This window comes from Variovorax boronicumulans (genome assembly GCF_030812215.1).
Classification (GTDB): Bacteria; Pseudomonadota; Gammaproteobacteria; order Burkholderiales; family Burkholderiaceae_C; genus Variovorax; species Variovorax boronicumulans_C.
Map to the genome: position 1 here is coordinate 481,709 of NZ_JAUSSG010000004.1, position 17,254 is coordinate 498,962.

Annotated in this window: 16 protein-coding genes and 1 riboswitch; of the genes, 2 read left to right on the plus strand and 14 right to left on the minus strand. The window is 66.6% G+C overall.

Going from position 1 to position 17,254, the window contains the following annotated elements:
- Positions 1-68: 68 nt before the first annotated feature.
- Entirely contained in the window at positions 69-989 is a 921-nt protein-coding gene (locus J2W23_RS14235) for a 2-hydroxyacid dehydrogenase (RefSeq protein ID WP_307649188.1), read from the minus strand.
- A 354-nt stretch (positions 990-1,343) separates the two neighbouring features.
- On the opposite strand from J2W23_RS14235, the gene J2W23_RS14240 reads away from it, so the two are divergent.
- Positions 1,344-1,658: an EthD family reductase gene (locus J2W23_RS14240; RefSeq protein ID WP_176661604.1), complete on the plus strand. Its 315-nt coding sequence runs from the start codon at positions 1,344-1,346 to the stop codon at positions 1,656-1,658.
- A 31-nt stretch (positions 1,659-1,689) separates the two neighbouring features.
- Here J2W23_RS14240 and J2W23_RS14245 read toward each other — a convergent pair whose 3' ends face one another.
- Genes J2W23_RS14245 through J2W23_RS14280 form a run of 8 tightly spaced genes read right to left on the minus strand, consistent with a single transcriptional unit; the run spans position 1,690 to position 11,210 of the window.
- Positions 1,690-2,646, minus strand: coding sequence for a DUF4349 domain-containing protein (locus J2W23_RS14245; RefSeq protein ID WP_307649189.1), 957 nt, complete (start codon positions 2,644-2,646; stop codon positions 1,690-1,692).
- 59 nt (positions 2,647-2,705) lie between these two features.
- A complete protein-coding gene (locus tag J2W23_RS14250; RefSeq protein ID WP_307649190.1) occupies positions 2,706-4,709 on the minus strand; it encodes an acetyl-CoA carboxylase biotin carboxylase subunit in 2,004 nt (667 codons plus the stop codon).
- Positions 4,702-5,376 (minus strand): DUF4126 domain-containing protein, encoded by a 675-nt coding sequence (locus J2W23_RS14255; RefSeq protein ID WP_307649191.1) that lies wholly within the window; start codon positions 5,374-5,376, stop codon positions 4,702-4,704. Before J2W23_RS14255 ends, J2W23_RS14250 begins: the two co-directional genes overlap by 8 nt.
- A gap of 13 nt (positions 5,377-5,389) precedes the next feature.
- Positions 5,390-5,899 carry an SMI1/KNR4 family protein gene (locus J2W23_RS14260; protein ID WP_307649192.1) on the minus strand — a complete coding sequence of 170 codons (510 nt, stop codon included), beginning with the start codon at positions 5,897-5,899 and terminating at the stop codon, positions 5,390-5,392.
- On the minus strand, positions 5,899-6,711 hold the full coding sequence (locus J2W23_RS14265; protein ID WP_307649193.1) for an enoyl-CoA hydratase/isomerase family protein: 813 nt from the start codon (positions 6,709-6,711) through the stop codon (positions 5,899-5,901). The genes J2W23_RS14260 and J2W23_RS14265 overlap by 1 nt, the downstream gene beginning before the upstream one ends.
- 13 nt (positions 6,712-6,724) lie before the next feature.
- Positions 6,725-8,353, minus strand: coding sequence for a carboxyl transferase domain-containing protein (locus J2W23_RS14270; RefSeq protein ID WP_307649194.1), 1,629 nt, complete (start codon positions 8,351-8,353; stop codon positions 6,725-6,727).
- The gene (locus tag J2W23_RS14275) at positions 8,350-10,023 is read right to left on the minus strand and encodes an AMP-binding protein (RefSeq protein ID WP_176661598.1); all 1,674 of its coding nucleotides are present in this window, start codon (positions 10,021-10,023) and stop codon (positions 8,350-8,352) included. Before J2W23_RS14275 ends, J2W23_RS14270 begins: the two co-directional genes overlap by 4 nt.
- A 14-nt stretch (positions 10,024-10,037) precedes the next feature.
- The gene (locus J2W23_RS14280) at positions 10,038-11,210 is read right to left on the minus strand and encodes an isovaleryl-CoA dehydrogenase (RefSeq protein ID WP_176661597.1); all 1,173 of its coding nucleotides are present in this window, start codon (positions 11,208-11,210) and stop codon (positions 10,038-10,040) included.
- A gap of 140 nt (positions 11,211-11,350) precedes the next feature.
- On the opposite strand from J2W23_RS14280, the gene J2W23_RS14285 reads away from it, so the two are divergent.
- The gene (locus J2W23_RS14285) at positions 11,351-12,385 is read left to right on the plus strand and encodes an AraC family transcriptional regulator (protein ID WP_176661596.1); all 1,035 of its coding nucleotides are present in this window, start codon (positions 11,351-11,353) and stop codon (positions 12,383-12,385) included.
- A 30-nt stretch (positions 12,386-12,415) separates the two neighbouring features.
- Here J2W23_RS14285 and J2W23_RS14290 read toward each other — a convergent pair whose 3' ends face one another.
- The 5 genes from J2W23_RS14290 to J2W23_RS14310 form a co-directional block, all read right to left on the minus strand.
- A complete protein-coding gene (locus J2W23_RS14290; protein WP_307649195.1) occupies positions 12,416-12,868 on the minus strand; it encodes a hypothetical protein in 453 nt (150 codons plus the stop codon).
- Between the two features lie 12 nt (positions 12,869-12,880).
- Positions 12,881-13,213 (minus strand): thioredoxin family protein, encoded by a 333-nt coding sequence (locus tag J2W23_RS14295; RefSeq protein ID WP_176661594.1) that lies wholly within the window; start codon positions 13,211-13,213, stop codon positions 12,881-12,883.
- Positions 13,214-13,288: 75 nt separating this feature from the next.
- Positions 13,289-13,981 (minus strand): HAD family hydrolase, encoded by a 693-nt coding sequence (locus J2W23_RS14300; RefSeq protein ID WP_307649196.1) that lies wholly within the window; start codon positions 13,979-13,981, stop codon positions 13,289-13,291.
- A gap of 689 nt (positions 13,982-14,670) precedes the next feature.
- The gene (thiC, locus tag J2W23_RS14305) at positions 14,671-16,557 is read right to left on the minus strand and encodes a phosphomethylpyrimidine synthase ThiC (protein ID WP_307649197.1); all 1,887 of its coding nucleotides are present in this window, start codon (positions 16,555-16,557) and stop codon (positions 14,671-14,673) included.
- An 87-nt stretch (positions 16,558-16,644) separates the two neighbouring features.
- A riboswitch (TPP riboswitch) is annotated at positions 16,645-16,750 on the minus strand.
- A gap of 38 nt (positions 16,751-16,788) precedes the next feature.
- A complete protein-coding gene (locus tag J2W23_RS14310) occupies positions 16,789-17,220 on the minus strand; it encodes a YchJ family protein (RefSeq protein ID WP_176661591.1) in 432 nt (143 codons plus the stop codon).
- Positions 17,221-17,254: the final 34 nt, after the last annotated feature.

Consider the following 17,254-nt stretch of genomic DNA (forward strand, 5'->3'; position numbering starts at 1 on the left):
GAAAAACAAACGTGTCAGGGTTTCCCCTTTGATCGCCTCCTTTCAGCGAGATCGTGCGTGTGCATCGGTCAGTAGCCGCGGACGGGATCGACGATGCCGTTGATCGGCAGCCCCTCTTCCATCGCGCGGATCTTCGCGGCGATCTGGGTAATGGATTCCTCGCGCAGCGTGCGCGCCGAGCCGTGCGGCGTCACGGTGATCTTCGGGTGGCGCCAGAACGCGTGGTCGGCCGGCAGCGGCTCGACCTGGAACACATCGAGCGTCGCGCCCGCGAGTTCACCGGCATCCAGCATCGGGATCAGGTCGTCTTCGACCAGATGCCCGCCGCGCGCGATGCTGATGAGATAGCCCTCGGGCTTCAGCTTGCCCAGCGTCTTGCGGTTCAGGATGCCGCGCGTGGCTTCGGTCAGCGGCAAGAGGTTGACCAGCACGCGCGTGGACGAAAGGAACTCGTCGAACTGCGCCTCGCCGCTGAACACCTGCACGCCGTCGATGGCCTTGGGCGAGCGGCTCCAGCCCAGCACCGGGAACTCGAACTGCGCGACGGCCTTGGCCACGCGTTCGCCCAGCACGCCGAGCCCCATGATCCCGACCGGAAAATCGCGCCTGAGCTTCGGCTTGCGGTAGCTCCACTTGCCTTCGCGCGCATCCGCTTCGTAGATGTCGAATTCGCGGAAATGGCGGATGAGCGTGTGGCACACGTATTCGGCCATCTGCACCGACATGCCCGCGTCGTCGAGCCGCACGATGCGCGTGTGCGCGGGCACCTTGAGCTTGAGCAGGGCGTCGACGCCCGCGCCGATGTTGAAGATGCCGCGCAGTTGCGGCTGCTGGTCGATGAATTCCTGCGGCGGCGCCCACACCACGGCATGGTCGGCCTGCGGCGCGCCGGGCTTCCAGGCTTCGATGACGGCATCGGGGAGTTCGGCCTGCAGGCCTTCGATCCAGGGGTCTGGGCGGTTGTCGGTGAGGTAGACGGTGATTCGCATGGGGACGAATCTTAGGGTCTGTTAGCGCTATTTCCGGCGTCGCGTTGGCAGTCCAAGGGGCTGGCTGCAAGGCGCCCAAGCGCAGCAAGGCATTGGCCTTGCAAGCGCGGGCAACGCCGCAGACGGCCCCTTGGACTGCCAACCCTTCGGGAAGGTATGCCAAGGCGGGCCACTCGGCGTTGCGCTCCTTGCGTGTGCGCATGCACACGCGGCGTCGCGCGCCTTGATTGGCCCGCCTTGGCATACCTTCGCGACGCCGGAAATAGCGTTAACGGACCCTAGAGGCCGCTGACGGGGCGCGCACGGATGGCTATGCTCGATCCCACTCGCACCTCAATCCATCCGGAGACCCCCATGATCAAGTTCAGCGTGATGTACCCCTATGCGCCCGACGCCCGCTTCGACCACACCTACTACCGCGAGAAGCACATGCCGCTGCTGAAGGCGCGCATGGGCGATGCCTGCATCTCGTACACCATCGACAAGGGCCTGGGCGGCGGCGCCCCCGATTCGCCGCCCGTCTACGTCGCCATGTGCCACGTCTTCGCCGAGTCGCTCGAATCCTTCCAGAAGGCTTTCGGCCCGCATGCGAAGGAGGTCAGGGACGACGTGAAGAACTACACCGACATCGCGCCCGTGATGCAGTTCAGCGAGGTGGTGGTGGGCTGAACGCCCGCCCCGCTCTCTTCACGCCCACGCTTCACGCCGTCCTGGCCCCGCGCCGACGGCGCCACAGCACCCGCACCAGCCACCCCAGCGGCAAGCCCACCAGCAACAGCCACGGCAACACCGCCGCCACGAAAGTGATGAGCACGCCCACGCTCTCCGCCAGCACCGAACCGGCTTCGCGCAGCGCACGCATCATCGGGTTGTAGCTCTGGCCGCCCTGCGACAGCGTGCGCGTCGGCGTGAACTGGATCTGGATGTGCTGCTTGCTCGTCTGCTGCTCCAGCACCTTGCGCTGGGTGGCGATGGCGTCGAGTTCGGCCTGCGTGTCCGACAGCGTGCGCTGAATGGCCAGCAGGTCGGCCATGGTGCGCTTGGTGACCGTGTCGCGCAGCATCAGCCGCAGGCTGTCGCGGAACTCGACGCGGTTCTTGATGCGCGCCTCGACGTCGATCACCTCGGCGGTCTTGTCTTCGCTCGTGGTGTTTTGCGACACCACCTTGGCCACGCCCGCGAGGCCGCTGAGCAGCTTGTCGACATCGGCCGGCACCACGCGCATCTCGAGCATCGCGTTGCCGGGTTGCTGCGGTGTCTCGCGCAGCAGCGAGGACGACAACAGCTCGCACTGCAGCGTGCCGCAGAGGTCGCGCACCTTGCCCCAGGCATCGGCGAGCTGCTCGGGCGGTACCTCGACGTTCAGGTCTTGCCGTACCGCGAGATAACGCTGCAGCGGCGACTGCTCGGACTGGCCCGCATCGGCGGCGGCCTGTTCGACTTGCGGCGCGGCGCGCGACTGCTCCCTCTTCATCGCCATGCCACCCGCAAAGCCCGAAGGCGCCGACATGGGGGCAGGTGGCGGAGCGGCGTCGAGCGAAGCAACCTCAGCGCGCTGGCAACCGGCCAGCGCGAGCGCGGCCGCCAGGGCCAGCATGGCAACGCCCGTACGGCGACGGGCGAGACGGGGCGAAACGAAGAGCGTGCGATGCGTCATGAAAGATCCCTTGAAGTGATGACTACCGCAGCTGATACGGGCGAGACCCCGCAACGGGGTTAAACCGTTGCCGTGGCCATTCGCAACAATTCGTCGCCCTCGGCCACCTGCTCGCCGGGCGAGAACATCAGTTCTTCGACCGTGCCATCGGCGGGCGCTGCGATGGTGTGTTCCATTTTCATCGCCTCCATCACCGCCAGCGGTTGGCCGCGGCTGACCTTGTCGCCGGCCTTGACCGCAAAGGACACGACCTTCCCGGGCATCGGCGCGGTGAGCCGGCCGCCTTCGGACTGCGTGTCGCCCGCGTGGGCCAGGCGGTCGATGGCGGTGATCTTCGTGGCGCCCTTGGAGGCGAACACGTGCGCCGTGGCGCCGTCCAGGTGCACATCGAGCGTCTGGCGCGATCCGCCGAACTCGACCTCGAACTCGCCCGTCGGGAACTGGCCGATGACCAGCGGCCCGGCCGTGCCGCCGGCTTCGAGCCAGAGGCCGCCGTCGCGCTTGTAGGTCAGCACGGCGGTCTGCTCCGCACCGCGGAACTCGAAGTCGAAGTGGCGGCGGTATTCGCCCAATGCGCGCCAGCCGTCACGGCGGGCAAAGGGATCGGGCATCTTCGCGGGCCACTCGGTGATCAACGTGCGCGTGATCGCGGCTGCGGCGGCCAGCGGAAGGCCCAGCGCCTCGCGGTCGAACAGCACCGCGCGCTCGCGCTCGATCAGCGCGGTGTCCAGGTTGGCCTTCGAGAACGAGTCGGTCGCCAAAATGCCGCGCAGGAACTGCACGTTCGTCGCCACGCCCACGATCTGCACCTGCGCGAGCGCCGCGTCGAGCCGGGCCAGCGCCTCGGCGCGCGTGCTGCCGTGCACGATCAGCTTAGCGATCATCGAGTCGTAGAACGGCGAGATCTCGCCGCCCTCGCGCACACCGTCGTCGATGCGCACGCGGCTGCGCTGAAACGCAGTCGCCTGGGGCTTGCGGTACAAGCGCAGCGTGCCGGTGGCGGGGAGGAAGTTGTTGTCGGGGTTCTCGGCGCAGATGCGCGCCTCGATCGCGTGGCCGTGGATCTGCAGGTCCGCCTGCTTCGCCGGCAGCGTCTCGCCCGAGGCCACGCGCAGTTGCCACTCCACCAGGTCGAGGCCGGTGATGGCTTCGGTCACCGGGTGCTCCACCTGCAGGCGGGTGTTCATCTCCATGAAGAAGAAGTTCATCTCACCGCCTTCGCGCTGCTCGACGATGAACTCGACCGTGCCCGCACCCACGTAGTTCACTGCACGCGCGGCAGCCACTGCGGCATCGCCCATCTGCTTTCGCATCGCCTCGGTCATGCCGGGCGCGGGCGCTTCTTCCAGCACCTTCTGGTGGCGGCGCTGCACCGAGCAGTCACGCTCGAACAGGTAGACATAGTTGCCGTGCGTGTCGCCGAACACCTGGATCTCGATGTGGCGCGGGCGCTGCACGTACTTCTCGATCAGCACTGCGTCGTCGCCGAAGCTGTTGATGGCCTCGCGCTTGCACGAAGCCAACGCCGCCTCGAAGTCCGCGGCCTTGTCGACCGCGCGCATGCCCTTGCCGCCGCCGCCCGCGCTCGCCTTGATGAGCACCGGGTAACCGATGCGGTCGGCTTCGCGCTGCAGCAGCGCCGGGTCCTGGTCGTGGCCGTGGTAGCCGGGCACCAGCGGTACGCCGGCCTTTTCCATCAGCTGCTTCGACTCGGCCTTCAGGCCCATCGCCTTGATCGCCGAGGGCGGCGGGCCGATGAAGACCAGCCCTGCGTCGGCGCAGGCCTGCGCGAACTCCTCGTTCTCGCTCAGGAAGCCGTAGCCAGGGTGCACCGCTTCGGCGCCCGTGGCCTTGGCGGCTTCGAGGATCCGCTCCCAACGCAGGTAGCTTTCCTTGGGTGCGCTGCCGCCGATGTGCACCGACTCGTCGCAGGCGCGCACGTGGTTGGCATGCGCGTCGGCATCGGAATACACGGCGACCGTGCGGATGGCCATGCGGCGTGCAGTTGCCGCCACACGGCAGGCGATTTCACCGCGATTGGCGATCAGGATCTTCTTAAACATTCGGAGTGTCTCCCGGAGGATTCTTTTTCAGTTGAAACGCAGGCACGACGCCCGGATCGGATCGGCCGCTGAAGATGCGGGCCACGCGGCTGAACAGCGCGCGCAGGAAGCGCCAGCTCTTGCGGATGAGCCACACGCTGAGCACCAGCACGACGACGAACAGCGCAAGAAAGACGAAGGGATGTGCGACGGCGAGCCACAGTCCGGCCGGCACCATCGTGTCTTCGACCAGCGAGGCGCCCACGTTGGAGAACGGCTCGGGCGAGGTGTTGATGGCCGCGCGCGTCGTGGCCTTGGCCGCATGCGCCGTGGCCGCGAAGCCGCCGCCGACCAGCGCGGCAGCGATGGCCATCACGCCGTGGTCCGCACCGAAGACGCTGGCCGCGAGCGCCGCACCGGCGGGAATGCGAATGGCGGTGTGCACCACGTCCCAGAGCGAATCGAGCCCCGGAATCTTGTCGGCGAAGAACTCGATGAACACCATGAAGCCGCTGGCCGCGATGACCACCGGGTGCGCCAGCAGTTGCAGCCCGCCCGGCAGCGGCACCCAGCCGAAGTAGCCGACCACGCCGGTCAACAGCACGACGAGGTACAGGCGCACGCCGCTGGCCCAGCCGATGGCGGCGGCCAGTGCGAGCAGCTGGGGCATGTCGAGGCTGGTGTTCATGGTGCGGCCCTCTTCAGTCGAATTCGATCGTGCCGGCTTCCATGGAAGCCACGAGGTCGCCGAGCCATGCTTCGACGCTGGCGTGTTCGACCGGACGGTCTTCGTCCGCCTTCCAGAAGGCGATGAGCTGCCCGGGCTGTCCGCCGCCTTCCGCGTCGATGTCCACGCACAGGTAGCTCCCGCCGCCGTTCGACAGGAACGGCACCCAGCCGCGCCGCCAGGTGGTGGGGTCTTCGAAGTCGGTGCCGATCATGTCGTCCAGCATCTCCTTCGTATCGGCGATGTCCTCGAGCGCGCTGAACATGCGGTTGTCCTGCAGGCTGTCGAAGCTGCTGTTCGGCTGGCCGTTGCGCCAGCGGTAGAGCGCGCGAAAGGCCTCGGGCAGCTTCAGTGAGAACCTTGCCTCGAACGCATCGAGCGCTGCATCGCTCACGCCGGGCTGGAGCACCGCGTGGTAGTCCGCGCGGTTCGCGGCCAGCCAGGCGGCCATGCGTTCGATGAGGGCGCGGTGCGGCATGTGCATCAGGCTTTTTTGTCGGCCTTGACTTCGAGCCACGACGGCTTGCGCTTCTGCAGGAATGCCTGCACGCCCTCGCGGCCTTCGTCGCTCGCGCGGATGTCCGCGATGCCTTCGACGGTCCTGGCGATGAGCGCGTCGTCAACCTCGCGGCCGTCCACGTCGGCGATCAGTTGCTTGCAGGCGCGCACGGCGGCCGGGCTCGCGCCGGTCAGCGCCTTCAAGAGTTCATCGACTTTGGCATCGAGCGCATCGGCGGCCACCACTTCATGCACGAAGCCGATGCGGTGCGCCTCGGCGGCGGTGAAGCGCTCAGCCGTGAGGAAGTAGCGCTGCGAGGCGCGCGTGCCCATCGCGCGCAGCACGTAGGGGCTGATGGTCGCGGGCACGAGGCCGATCTTGACTTCGCTGAGGCAATACCAGGCCGTGTCCACGCTCACGGCCATGTCGCAGGCCGCGACCAGCCCCATGCCGCCCGCATACACATCGCCCTGCACGCGCGCGATGGTGGGCTTGGGGCACTCGGCGATGGTGCGCAGCATTTCTGCGAGCTTGCCCGCGTCGGCGATGTTCTCGCCCCGCGTGTAGTCGGCCATGCGGCGCATCCAGTTGAGGTTCGCGCCCGCGCAGAAGGCCGGGCCCCTCGCGCCGAGCACGATGGCTTTCACCTGCGGCGCGGCACCGGCCTCGGTGAAGGCCTGCGTCAGCTCGGCGATGACGATGTCGTCGAAGGCGTTGCGCGCATCGGGCTGGTCGAGCCAGATGCGGGCGACGGCGCCGTCGATGGCGAGGTTCAGCTTGGTGAAGGTGCGGCTCATGCGGTGCTCCTTCTTACATGCGGAAGATGCCGAACTTCGGCTCGGGAATCGGCGCATTGCGCGAGGCCGCAAGGCCCAGCGCGAGCACGCGGCGTGTATCGGCCGGGTCGATGATGCCGTCGTCCCACAGGCGCGCGGTCGCGTAGTAGGGGTGGCCCTGGTCTTCGTACTGCTGGCGGATCGGGGCCTTGAAGGCTTCTTCCTCGTCCTTGCTCCAGCTGCCGCCCTTGAGTTCGATACCGTCGCGCTTCACCGTGGCCAGCACACTCGCGGCCTGCTCGCCGCCCATCACGCTGATGCGCGCGTTGGGCCACATCCAGAGGAAGCGCGGGCTGTATGCGCGGCCGCACATGCCGTAGTTGCCGGCGCCGAAGCTGCCGCCGATGATGATGGTGAACTTGGGCACGTTGGCGGTGGCCACGGCCGTCACCATCTTGGCGCCGTGGCGCGCGATGCCTTCGTTCTCGTACTTGCGGCCCACCATGAAGCCGGTGATGTTCTGCAGGAACACCAGCGGGATCTTGCGGTGGCAGCACAGCTCGATGAAGTGCGCGCCCTTCTGGGCCGACTCGCTGAACAGGATGCCGTTGTTGGCAATGATGCCCACGGGCATGCCCTCGATCTCGGCGAAGCCGCACACCAGCGTGGCGCCGAAGCGCGCCTTGAACTCGTGGAACTCGCTGCCGTCGACGATGCGCGCGATGATCTCGCGCACGTCGAAAGGCTTGCGGGTGTCGGTGGGGATCACGCCGTAGAGCTCTTCGCGCGGGAACTCAGGCGGGCGTGCCGCGCTTGTTTCTGTCGCTGGCTGCGCCGCGGTCTTCGCATTGAGGTTCGCCACCGCCGAACGCGCAAGCGCCAGCGCATGCAGGTCGTTCTGCGCGAGGTGATCGACCACGCCAGACAGCCGCGTGTGCACGTCGCCGCCGCCGAGGTCTTCGGCGGTGACGACTTCGCCGGTGGCCGCCTTCACGAGCGGCGGGCCGCCCAGGAAAATCGTGCCCTGGTTCTTCACGATGATCGATTCGTCGCTCATCGCCGGCACATACGCGCCGCCCGCCGTGCACGAGCCCATGACCACCGCGATCTGCGGAATGCCCTGGGCGCTCATGTTGGCCTGGTTGTAGAAGATGCGGCCGAAGTGGTCGCGGTCGGGGAACACCTCGTCCTGGTTCGGCAGGTTGGCGCCGCCCGAATCGACGAGGTAGATGCAGGGCAGGCGGTTCTGCTCGGCGATCTCCTGCGCGCGCAGGTGCTTCTTCACCGTCATCGGGTAGTAGGTGCCGCCCTTCACCGTCGCGTCGTTGCAGACGATCATGCAGTCCACGCCGTTCACGCGGCCAATGCCCGCGATGATGCCGGCGCCGGGCGCCGACTCGGCACCCTTGGCATCGAGGTACATCGCATGCGCGGCCAGCGGCGCAATCTCGAGGAACGGCGTGCCCGGGTCGAGCAGCTCGGCCACGCGGTCGCGCGGCAACAGCTTGCCGCGCGCGGTGTGCTTGGCACGCGCGGCCTCGCCGCCGCCCTGCTCCACTTTCGCGAACTGCGCGTGCAGGTCGTCGACCAATGCACGCATCGCAGCGGCGTTGGCCTGAAAATCGGCCGAGCGCGCATTCAGTTTGGTTTCGAGTTTGCTCATGCTGTCTTTTCTTGCGTGAGGCCGAGCTGCTCGGTCATGGCATCGCGAATCTTGAATTTCTGGATCTTCCCGGTCACCGTCATCGGGAACTCGGTAACGAACTGGATGTACTTGGGCACCTTGTAGTGCGCGATCTGGCCCTTGCAGAAGTCGCGGATCTCGGTGTCGGTCGCGGTCTGGCCCGGCTTGACGATGATCCAGGCGCACAGCTCCTCGCCGTACTTCCTGTCGGGCAGGCCCACCACCTGCACGTCCTGCACCTTCGGATGGCGGTACAGGAACTCCTCGATCTCGCGCGGGTAGATGTTCTCGCCGCCGCGAATCACCAGGTCCTTGATACGGCCGACGATGTTGACGTAGCCCTCGGCGTCCATGGTGGCGAGATCGCCGGTGTGCATCCAGTGCTCGACGTCGATGGCTTCGCGGGTCTTCGGCTCGTCTTCCCAGTAGCCGTGCATCACCGAATAGCCGCGCGTGCAAAGCTCGCCCGACTTGCCCGTCGGCACGATCGCGCCGGTCTCGGGATCGACGATCTTCACCTCCAGGTGCGGCTGCACCGTGCCGACGGTGGACACGCGCTTGTCCAGCGGCGTGTCGGTGCTGCTCTGGCAGCTCACCGGGCTGGTCTCGGTCATGCCGTAGGCGATGGTGATCTCGCCCAGGTGCATCTCGCTCACCACGCGCTTCATCACCTCGATAGGGCATGGCGAGCCGGCCATGATGCCGGTGCGCAGCGTCGAAAGGTCGAACTCCTTGAAGCGCGGATGGTCGAGCTCGGCGATGAACATCGTGGGCACGCCATGCAGGCCGGTGCATTTTTCGGCCTGCACCGTCTCCAGCACAGTGAGCGGATCGAAGCCGTCGTTCGGGTACACGATGGCCGAGCCGTGCGTGAGGCACGCGAGGTTGCCCAGCACCATGCCGAAGCAGTGGTACAGCGGCACCGGAATGCAGAGCTTGTCGACCGGCGAGAGCTTCATGCACTCGCCGATGAAGAAGCCGTTGTTCAGGATGTTGCGATGCGTGAGCGTCGCGCCCTTGGGGAAGCCCGTGGTGCCGCTGGTGAACTGGATGTTGATCGGGTCGGAGGCCTTCAGCGTCTTCTGGACCCGTGCCACGCGCGGGTCGGCGGCGTCGCCGCTCGCGAGCAGCTGGCTGAAGCGCCGCATGCCGGGCTCTTCCACATCGGCTGCGGTCTTGCCGTCGATCCAGAAGGTGTGCTGCAGCTGCGGCAGGCGCTTGGGGCCCAGCTCGCGCAGCATGCCGAGGTAGTCGCTGGTCTTGAACTGCGCCATCGTCACCAGCACCTTGCAGCCGACCTTGTTGAGCGCGTATTCGAGCTCCGAGGTGCGGTAGGCCGGGTTGATGTTGACGAGGATCAGGCCCACCTTGGCGGTGGCGATCTGCATCAGCACCCAGGGTGCGTTGTTGTGCGACCAGATACCGACGCGGTCGCCGGCCACGAGGCCCAGGTTCAGCAGCGCGCTCGCGAGGCGGTTGGATTCGGCCTGCAGCTCGCGGTAGGTGAAGCGCTGGCCTTCGTGGCGGCTGACGAGTGCTTCGCGGTCGGGTTGCCTCGCGACCATCTCGTCGAAGAAGTCGCCGATCGTCTGCTCGATCAGCGGGACATCGGTGGCGCCTTGCGCCACGCTTTGGGTCAAGAGCGCCATGGCGATGCGTCCTCTCAGGCGGTTTCGGAGAAGAGTTCCCGGCCGATCAGCATGCGGCGGATTTCGCTCGTGCCGGCGCCGATCTCGTACAGCTTGGCATCGCGCCACAGCCGCTCGACCGGAAAGTCCTTGGTGTAGCCCACGCCGCCCAGCGCCTGGATCGCCTCGCCGGCCATCCACGTCGCCTTCTCGGCCGAATAGAGAATCGCGCCGGCCGCGTCCTTGCGGAAGGTGCGCGCATGGTCGTTGCGGTCGCAGGCCTTGCCCACGGCGTACACGTAGGCGCGCGTGGCCTGCCATGTCGAGTACATGTCCGCGAGCTTGCCCTGCATGAGCTGGAACTCGCCGATGCTCTGGCCGAACTGCTTGCGCTCGTGAATGAAAGGCAGCACCGCGTCCATGCACGCGGCCATGATGCCCAGCGGGCCGCCCGAGAGCACTGCGCGTTCGTAGTCGAGGCCGCTCATCAGCACCTTGGCGCCCTGGCCTTCGCCGCCGAGCACGTTTTCTTCGGGCACTTCGCAGTTGTCGAAGAACAGCGGGAAGGTGTTGGAGCCGCGCATGCCGAGCTTGTCGAGCTTGGTGCCAGCCGAAAAACCTTTGAAATTCTTTTCCACGATGAAGGCCGTCATGCCGCGCGCGCCCATCTCGGGCTCGGTCTTGGCGTAGATGACCAGCGTGTCGGCGTCGCCGCCGTTGGTGATCCACATCTTGCCGCCGTTGAGCACGTAGTAGCCGTTCTTCTTCTCGGCCTTGAGCTTCATGCTCACCACATCGGAGCCGGCGTTGGGCTCGCTCATGGCCAGCGCGCCGACATGCTCGCCGCTCACCAGCTTGGGCAGGTATTTCTTCTTCTGTGCGTCGCTGCCGTTGCGATGGATCTGGTTCACGCACAGGTTGGAGTGCGCGCCGTACGACAGCCCCACCGAGGCCGAGGCGCGCGAGACTTCTTCCATGGCCACGATGTGCGCCAGGTAGCCCAGCTCGGTGCCGCCGAACTCTTCCTTCACCGTCATGCCGTGCAGGCCGAGCTCGCCCAGCTTCTGCCAGAGATCGTGCGGGAACAGGTTGTCGCGGTCGATGTCGGCGGCGCGCGGGGCGATTTCATTCGCGGCGAAGTCCTGGATCGCGCTGCGCAGCGAGTCGATGGTGTCGCCCAGGTCGAAGTTCAGGCCGGGATCGTGCATGTGTCTTGTCTCCTCTGAGGGGTCGGCGCGCAGGGCTGCCCACGCGGATTGGCGCTTGGAAGAATCGCAGCTTACGCCTCGCCGCGCCGCAATTGGCGCCACAATGGTTGCAAATTGCGCCACGCCTTTCCCCGACGACCATGACCTCGCCCGCCTTCCTGAAGCCCGCCCGCGCCGTCACCCCCATGGCCTTCGTGAGAGCCATCGTGAAGGGCTACGAGCGCTACGGCATGGACCCCGCCGAGGCCCTGAAGTCGGCACAGATCACGCCGCGCGAATTGGCCCGACCCGGCGCACGGGTCACGGCGGCGCAGTTCGAGGCGCTCTCGGAACATGCCATGCAGGAACTGGATGACGAAGCCCTCGGCTGGTTCTCGCGGCGCCTGCCCTGGGGCAGCTACGGCATGCTGTGCCGCGCCTCGCTGACCTCGCCCGACCTGGGCGTGGCCATCAAGCGCTGGTGCCGCCATCACCGCCTGCTGACCGAAGACATCGGTCTCGCGCTCGAAGTAGCGGGTGGCGTGGCCACGCTGCGCATCACCGAGAACCGCCCGCTGGACGAGGCCTTCCGCGAGTTCTGCCTGGTGACCAGCCTGCGCTTCATGCACGGCTACATGTGCTGGGCCATCGACTCGCGCATCTCGCTGCGCAGCGCCACCTTTCCGTTCGCGGCGCCACCGCACCGCGACGCCTATGCGCCGATGTTCACGCCCGAGGTGCGCTTCGACGCGCCGCAGGCCACCATTAGCTTCGACGAGCGCTACCTCGCCCTGCCGCTGCAGCGCGACGAGCGGGCGCTGCGCACCATGCTCAAGCGCGCGCTGCCGCTCACCATCCTGCAATACCGCCGCGATCGGCTGCTGGGTCAGCGCGTGCGCGAGTTATTGCGCTCGCGCGCCGCCGAAGCCACCACCGCGGACGCGCTGGCCGGTCTGCTGAACGTGTCGAGCCGCACGCTGCACCGACAACTGCACGAGGAAGGCACCTCGCTGCAGACACTGAAAAACGAGGTGCGCCACGAACTGGCGGTGGAGCAGTTGCGCCGCACCAACCGCCCGATCAAGCAGGTGGCGCTGGCGGTGGGCTTTCGCAACGAGAAGAGTTTTTCGCGCGCGTTCCTGCAGTGGACGGGGTACGCACCGAGGGATTTCCGTCAGCAGGGGCCTTCTTCGTGAACGGCCGAGGTCCGTGCTCGCGGCGAGCCGTCAGGCGGATGCTGCGACCATTGACTGGAACTGCGCGGCCTGCCATGCGTACTCCTCCGCGAAGGCGTCGGGGTCCTTGAGCGCATAAGCGCCATAGGCATAGACCGTGGCATACGCGGCGTAGTCGGCGGCTTCGAGCGCCTGTCCGGCCAATGCCCTGGCCACCGCGTAGGTGGCAGACACCGCTGCATGCGCCGCCCCGTCGATGGAGGCCGACCCCGGATGGCTGCCGGCCGTTGCTGCCGCGCGTTGCCGCGCCGACGCCAATGCCTCGGCATCGCACCGGCCTTCGAGGAAGGCGCCGAGGGTGTCCAGGCAATCGATGGCCTCCGGAGATTCGAGCAGGTGCCGCACGCGCTGCACGCATGCGAAGCCAAAGCGCAGCCGCAGCAGCGAATGGGCTTCGGCCTCGAGATCGGCAGCCTTGGCAAGACGCCGGAGTTCGGCGTTCATTCCCTTCTTTCGTCAGGCGGCGGGGGCCACGGCGATCTTCGCAAGCGCGTCCGCAATCGACTGGCTGTCTTCCGGACGCACCAGCTTTGCGACTTCCTTGCCATCGCGCATGAACACCAGCGTGGGCCAGAGCCGCACGTTGAACGAGCGGCCGAGCGGTCGGCCACTGCCGTCCTCGACCTTGATGCGCGGGATGTCGGGGTATTGCGCGAAGGCCTCGGCGATGTTCGGTTGCGCGGCCTTGCAGATGCCGCACCAGTTGGTGCCGAACTCGACCACGGCGGGACCCGAACGTGCGTCGATCTCGGCACGGTCGGGTTGTTCTGTCTTGTATTCGGAGGTCATGGGCTGGGGTTCCTTCGTTCCTGCGAATGGAGGGAAAACGGGAGAGGAAACGGCGGCGACCATTCCACCAGAAACTCAGGCCGCCTGCAGGCCAAAGCCCGATAACAGCGCCGGCAATTCGGCCATGTCGCTGAACACCCGCACCGCACCCACGCTCAGCAACGGCCCCGGGCCGCTGTGGCCCGATTCGCCCGTGCTGTAGCCGAACACCGTCGCGCCCGCGGCCACGCCGGCCATCGCGCCGGTGACCGTGTCCTCGACGACGGCGCAGCGTTTGGGGTCGACGCCCAGCGCTTCTGCCGCGGCGAGGTAGACATCGGGGTGAGGCTTGGAGCGCGGCATTTCGTGGCCGCTGAAGATGCGCCCTTCGAAGCAGTCGAGCAGGCCGACCTTGGCCAGTTGCAGCTCGACCTTGTGGCGGTCCGCGCCCGAAGCGCAGGCGATGCGCCCCTTGAGCATTGCGTGGATCTGGCGGATGGCCGCGGGGGCGCCGGGGATCGCGGTGAGGTCGCGTTCGAGTGCTTCGTTGCGGCGGGCCCTGAAGGTCTTCAGCCACTCGGGGGTGATGGCGAAACCGGTCTTCGATTCGATCAACGCGGCTTCGTCCTTCACTGCCTTGCCGGTGAAGGTGTTCATCGATTCCTCGGTGGTGATGTGCCAGCCGAGCTCGCCAAGCATTTCGGCGAGCACGCGGTTGGTGATGGGTTCGGAGTCGACTAGGACGCCGTCGCAGTCGAAGAGGACTGCGGCGAAGGGGAATGGGGTCATTGAGGGGTTCTTCGTCTGATGGCTTGGGACGATGGTAGCAATTGGGGGGTTCTTTTTCCCGAGGCCGGGTCTCGGCCCGGCGGCCGACTTACTTTCTTTTGCTTCGCCAAAAGAACGTAAGCAAAGAAAAGGCGACCCTGCTGTCTGCGTCCCTCCGCTTCGCTGCGGGCAACCTGCGGTGCTCACGTTCCGCGGGGTCTCGCCCAAACTCGCTTCGCTCAAACAAGGGCGAGCCCTGATCCGCGAAACGCTCCGCTCCTCGGCGCATACAGAAGGGCTTGGAGACCGACGCGCCATCGCTGCGCTCGGCGTTCAAGACATCACGGGCCGTCGCTTTGCTCGGCCCGGAACAGCACACCCAATTGCATCCGGCGGGTCACCACAGCCAATTCAAGGCGGACACGCCCCGCGTGTCCGCCCTTCGGGCCGAGCGAAGCAAAGGCCCGTTTGGTTTCCCCTCCCCTCTGGCTGCGCCGAGGAGCGCAGCGTTTCGCGGATCAGGGCTCGCAGCTGTTTGAGCGAAGCGAGTTCTGCGAGACCCCGCGAAACGCGAGCACCGCAGGTTGCCCCGTAGCAACGCGAAGGGGTCGCAGACAGCGGGGTCGCCTTTTCTTTGCTTACTTTCTTTTGGCGAAGCAAAAGAAAGTGAGTCGCCCGCCGGGGCGAGACCCGGCCTCGGAAAACAAACCTTAAGACACAGCCCGAATAGGTATGTAGATCTCCCCGCCACCCGCCATGAACTCCTTCGACTTCTCCTCCATCCCTTCAGCCATGGCTTCGGCCTCAGCAACCCCCTTCTTCGCCGCGTACTCCCGCACTTCCTGCGTGATCTTCATCGAGCAGAACTTCGGCCCGCACATCGAGCAGAAGTGCGCCACCTTGCTCGAGTCCTTGGGCAGCGTCTCGTCATGGAATTCGCGCGCGGTATCGGGATCGAGACCGAGGTTGAACTGGTCCTGCCAACGAAACTCGAAGCGCGCCTTGCTGAGTGCATCGTCCCGCGAGCGCGCGCCCGGGTGGCCCTTGGCAACGTCGGCCGCATGTGCGGCGATCTTGTAAGCAATGATCCCCTGCTTCACGTCGTCGCGGTCGGGCAGGCCCAGGTGTTCCTTGGGCGTCACGTAGCACAGCATCGCGGTGCCGGCCCAGCCGATCATCGCGGCGCCGATGGCGCTGGAGATGTGGTCGTAGCCCGGTGCGATGTCGATGGTCAGCGGCCCGAGCGTATAGAACGGCGCTTCGTGGCAGTGCTTGAGCTGCTCGTCCATGTTGGCCTGGATCATGTGCATCGGCACATGGCCCGGGCCCTCGATCATGGTCTGCACATCGTGTTTCCACGCGATCTGCGTGAGCTCGCCCAGCGTGCGAAGCTCGGCGAACTGCGCCTCGTCGTTGGCATCGGCGCCCGAGCCCGGACGCAGGCCATCGCCCAGCGAGAAGCTCACGTCGTACGCCTTCATGATGTCGCAGATGTCCTCGAAGCGCTCGTACAGAAAGCTCTCCTTGTGGTGCGCGATGCACCACTTGGCCATGATCGAGCCGCCGCGCGAGACGATGCCCGTCATGCGGTCCGCCGTGAGGTGGATGAACGGCAGCCGCACGCCCGCATGGATGGTGAAGTAGTCGATGCCCTGCTCGGCCTGCTCGATCAGCGTGTCGCGGAAGATCTCCCAGGTCAGGTCCTCGGCCACCCCACCCACCTTCTCCAGCGCCTGATAGATCGGCACCGTACCGATCGGCACCGGCGAGTTGCGCACGATCCAGTCCCGCGTGGTGTGGATGTTCTTGCCGGTGGACAGGTCCATCACGTTGTCGGCGCCCCAGCGGATTGCCCACACCAGCTTCTCGACCTCTTCCTCGATGCTGGAGGTGACGGCCGAGTTGCCGATGTTGGCGTTGATCTTCACCTTGAAGTTGCGGCCGATGGCCATCGGCTCGACTTCAGGATGATTGATGTTGGCGGGGATGATCGCGCGACCACGCGCCACTTCGTCGCGCACGAACTCGGGCGTGATGATGCGCGGAATGCTCGCGCCCATCGGGTTGCCGGCCACGCGCTTGGCGCGCTCCTCGTTGGCGAGGTATTCGGCCATCCATTCGCGCTTGCCGTTCTCGCGCAGCGCCACGTACTCCATCTCGGGTGTGACGATGCCGCGGCGCGCGTAGTGCATCTGCGTGACGTTGGCACCCGACTTCGCGCGGCGCGGCGTGCGTTGCAGCGCCGAGGCGCCGGCGCGCAGTTCGGCCAGGCGCTGGGCGTCGTGGTCGTGCGCGTGCTTCAGGCCCTCGTCGAGCGCCTGGTGCGAGCGGCCTTCATAGCTTTCGGTGTCGTTGCGCTCGGCGATCCACGCGTCGCGCACGCCGGGCAGGCCGCGGCGCACGTCGATGTCGACCTTGGCATCGGTGTACGGACCCGAGGTGTCGTAGAGCGAGACGGTCTCGCCGTTGGTCAGCAGCACGTCGCGCACCGGCACGTTCAGATCGGGCCGGCTGCCCGGGATCAGGCACTTGTGCGATGCGGGAAAGGGCTCGCGCGTGAGCGAGAGCAAAGAGGTGAACTTGTCGGGGGCATTCATGCGGGGCACTCCTTGTTGAGGGAAAGGGTGCTCCGCAATCGCTCGGTGGACTTGGGGCCGTCACGGAAGGTGGGTGACGGGACCTCGGTCAGGGAGTGCAGCTCTTCTTACGCCGGTATGACCCGGATCAAGTTCGCGGGTCGGCAGCTTTGCCATCTCAGCACACCACGTGTGTGCACCCCGGAGCGGGGCCGATTGTGCGAGCCCCGGCCCGGCGCGTCAACCCACCTGTCAAGCCAGGGGCTGTTGCAGATCCCCGTCGAGGTAGTACCAGCGGTCGTCTTCGCGGACGAAACGGCTGCGCTCGTGCAGGCGGGCCGCGGTGCCCGTGCTGCTGCGCTGGCGCGCGACGAACTCGACCTCGGCATGGTCCGCATCGAGCACCGAGCGCGAGCGAATGTCGAGCCCGAGCCATTTGACGCCCGGCTCGAACTCGATCGATGCGGGCCGCTTCGACACATGCCAGGTGGCCAGCAGGTACTCGGCGCGCTGCAGCACGAAGGCCGAATAGCGCGAGCGCATCAGCGATTCGGCGTCGGGGGCGGGCGTGTTCTCGAAATCGTCGAGATAGCGGCCACAGCACAGGGCGTAGCCGATGGGCTTGTCGCGGCGGTCGGTGCGGCCGCAGGGGCAAGGTCCGGTGGTGGGATCGATGGCGCTCATGAAGACCGCTATTGGAACACCTTGCGGCGAACCC

Excerpts from the sequence above, each read along its gene's own strand:
- J2W23_RS14275 (WP_176661598.1), bottom strand. The coding sequence starts at position 10,023 with ATGGCGCTCTTGACCCAAAGCGTGGCGCAAGGCGCCACCGATGTCCCG.
- J2W23_RS14310 (WP_176661591.1), bottom strand. The coding sequence starts at position 17,220 with ATGAGCGCCATCGATCCCACCACCGGACCTTGCCCCTGCGGCCGCACC.
- J2W23_RS14300 (WP_307649196.1), bottom strand. The coding sequence starts at position 13,981 with ATGACCCCATTCCCCTTCGCCGCAGTCCTCTTCGACTGCGACGGCGTC.
- J2W23_RS14285 (WP_176661596.1), top strand. The coding sequence starts at position 11,351 with ATGACCTCGCCCGCCTTCCTGAAGCCCGCCCGCGCCGTCACCCCCATG.
- J2W23_RS14235 (WP_307649188.1), bottom strand. The coding sequence starts at position 989 with ATGCGAATCACCGTCTACCTCACCGACAACCGCCCAGACCCCTGGATC.
- thiC (WP_307649197.1), bottom strand. The coding sequence starts at position 16,557 with ATGAATGCCCCCGACAAGTTCACCTCTTTGCTCTCGCTCACGCGCGAG.
- J2W23_RS14240 (WP_176661604.1), top strand. The coding sequence starts at position 1,344 with ATGATCAAGTTCAGCGTGATGTACCCCTATGCGCCCGACGCCCGCTTC.
- J2W23_RS14260 (WP_307649192.1), bottom strand. The coding sequence starts at position 5,899 with ATGCACATGCCGCACCGCGCCCTCATCGAACGCATGGCCGCCTGGCTG.
- J2W23_RS14245 (WP_307649189.1), bottom strand. The coding sequence starts at position 2,646 with ATGACGCATCGCACGCTCTTCGTTTCGCCCCGTCTCGCCCGTCGCCGT.
- J2W23_RS14250 (WP_307649190.1), bottom strand. The coding sequence starts at position 4,709 with ATGTTTAAGAAGATCCTGATCGCCAATCGCGGTGAAATCGCCTGCCGT.
- J2W23_RS14295 (WP_176661594.1), bottom strand. The coding sequence starts at position 13,213 with ATGACCTCCGAATACAAGACAGAACAACCCGACCGTGCCGAGATCGAC.
- J2W23_RS14255 (WP_307649191.1), bottom strand. The coding sequence starts at position 5,376 with ATGAACACCAGCCTCGACATGCCCCAGCTGCTCGCACTGGCCGCCGCC.
- J2W23_RS14290 (WP_307649195.1), bottom strand. The coding sequence starts at position 12,868 with ATGAACGCCGAACTCCGGCGTCTTGCCAAGGCTGCCGATCTCGAGGCC.
- J2W23_RS14280 (WP_176661597.1), bottom strand. The coding sequence starts at position 11,210 with ATGCACGATCCCGGCCTGAACTTCGACCTGGGCGACACCATCGACTCG.
- J2W23_RS14270 (WP_307649194.1), bottom strand. The coding sequence starts at position 8,353 with ATGAGCAAACTCGAAACCAAACTGAATGCGCGCTCGGCCGATTTTCAG.
- J2W23_RS14265 (WP_307649193.1), bottom strand. The coding sequence starts at position 6,711 with ATGAGCCGCACCTTCACCAAGCTGAACCTCGCCATCGACGGCGCCGTC.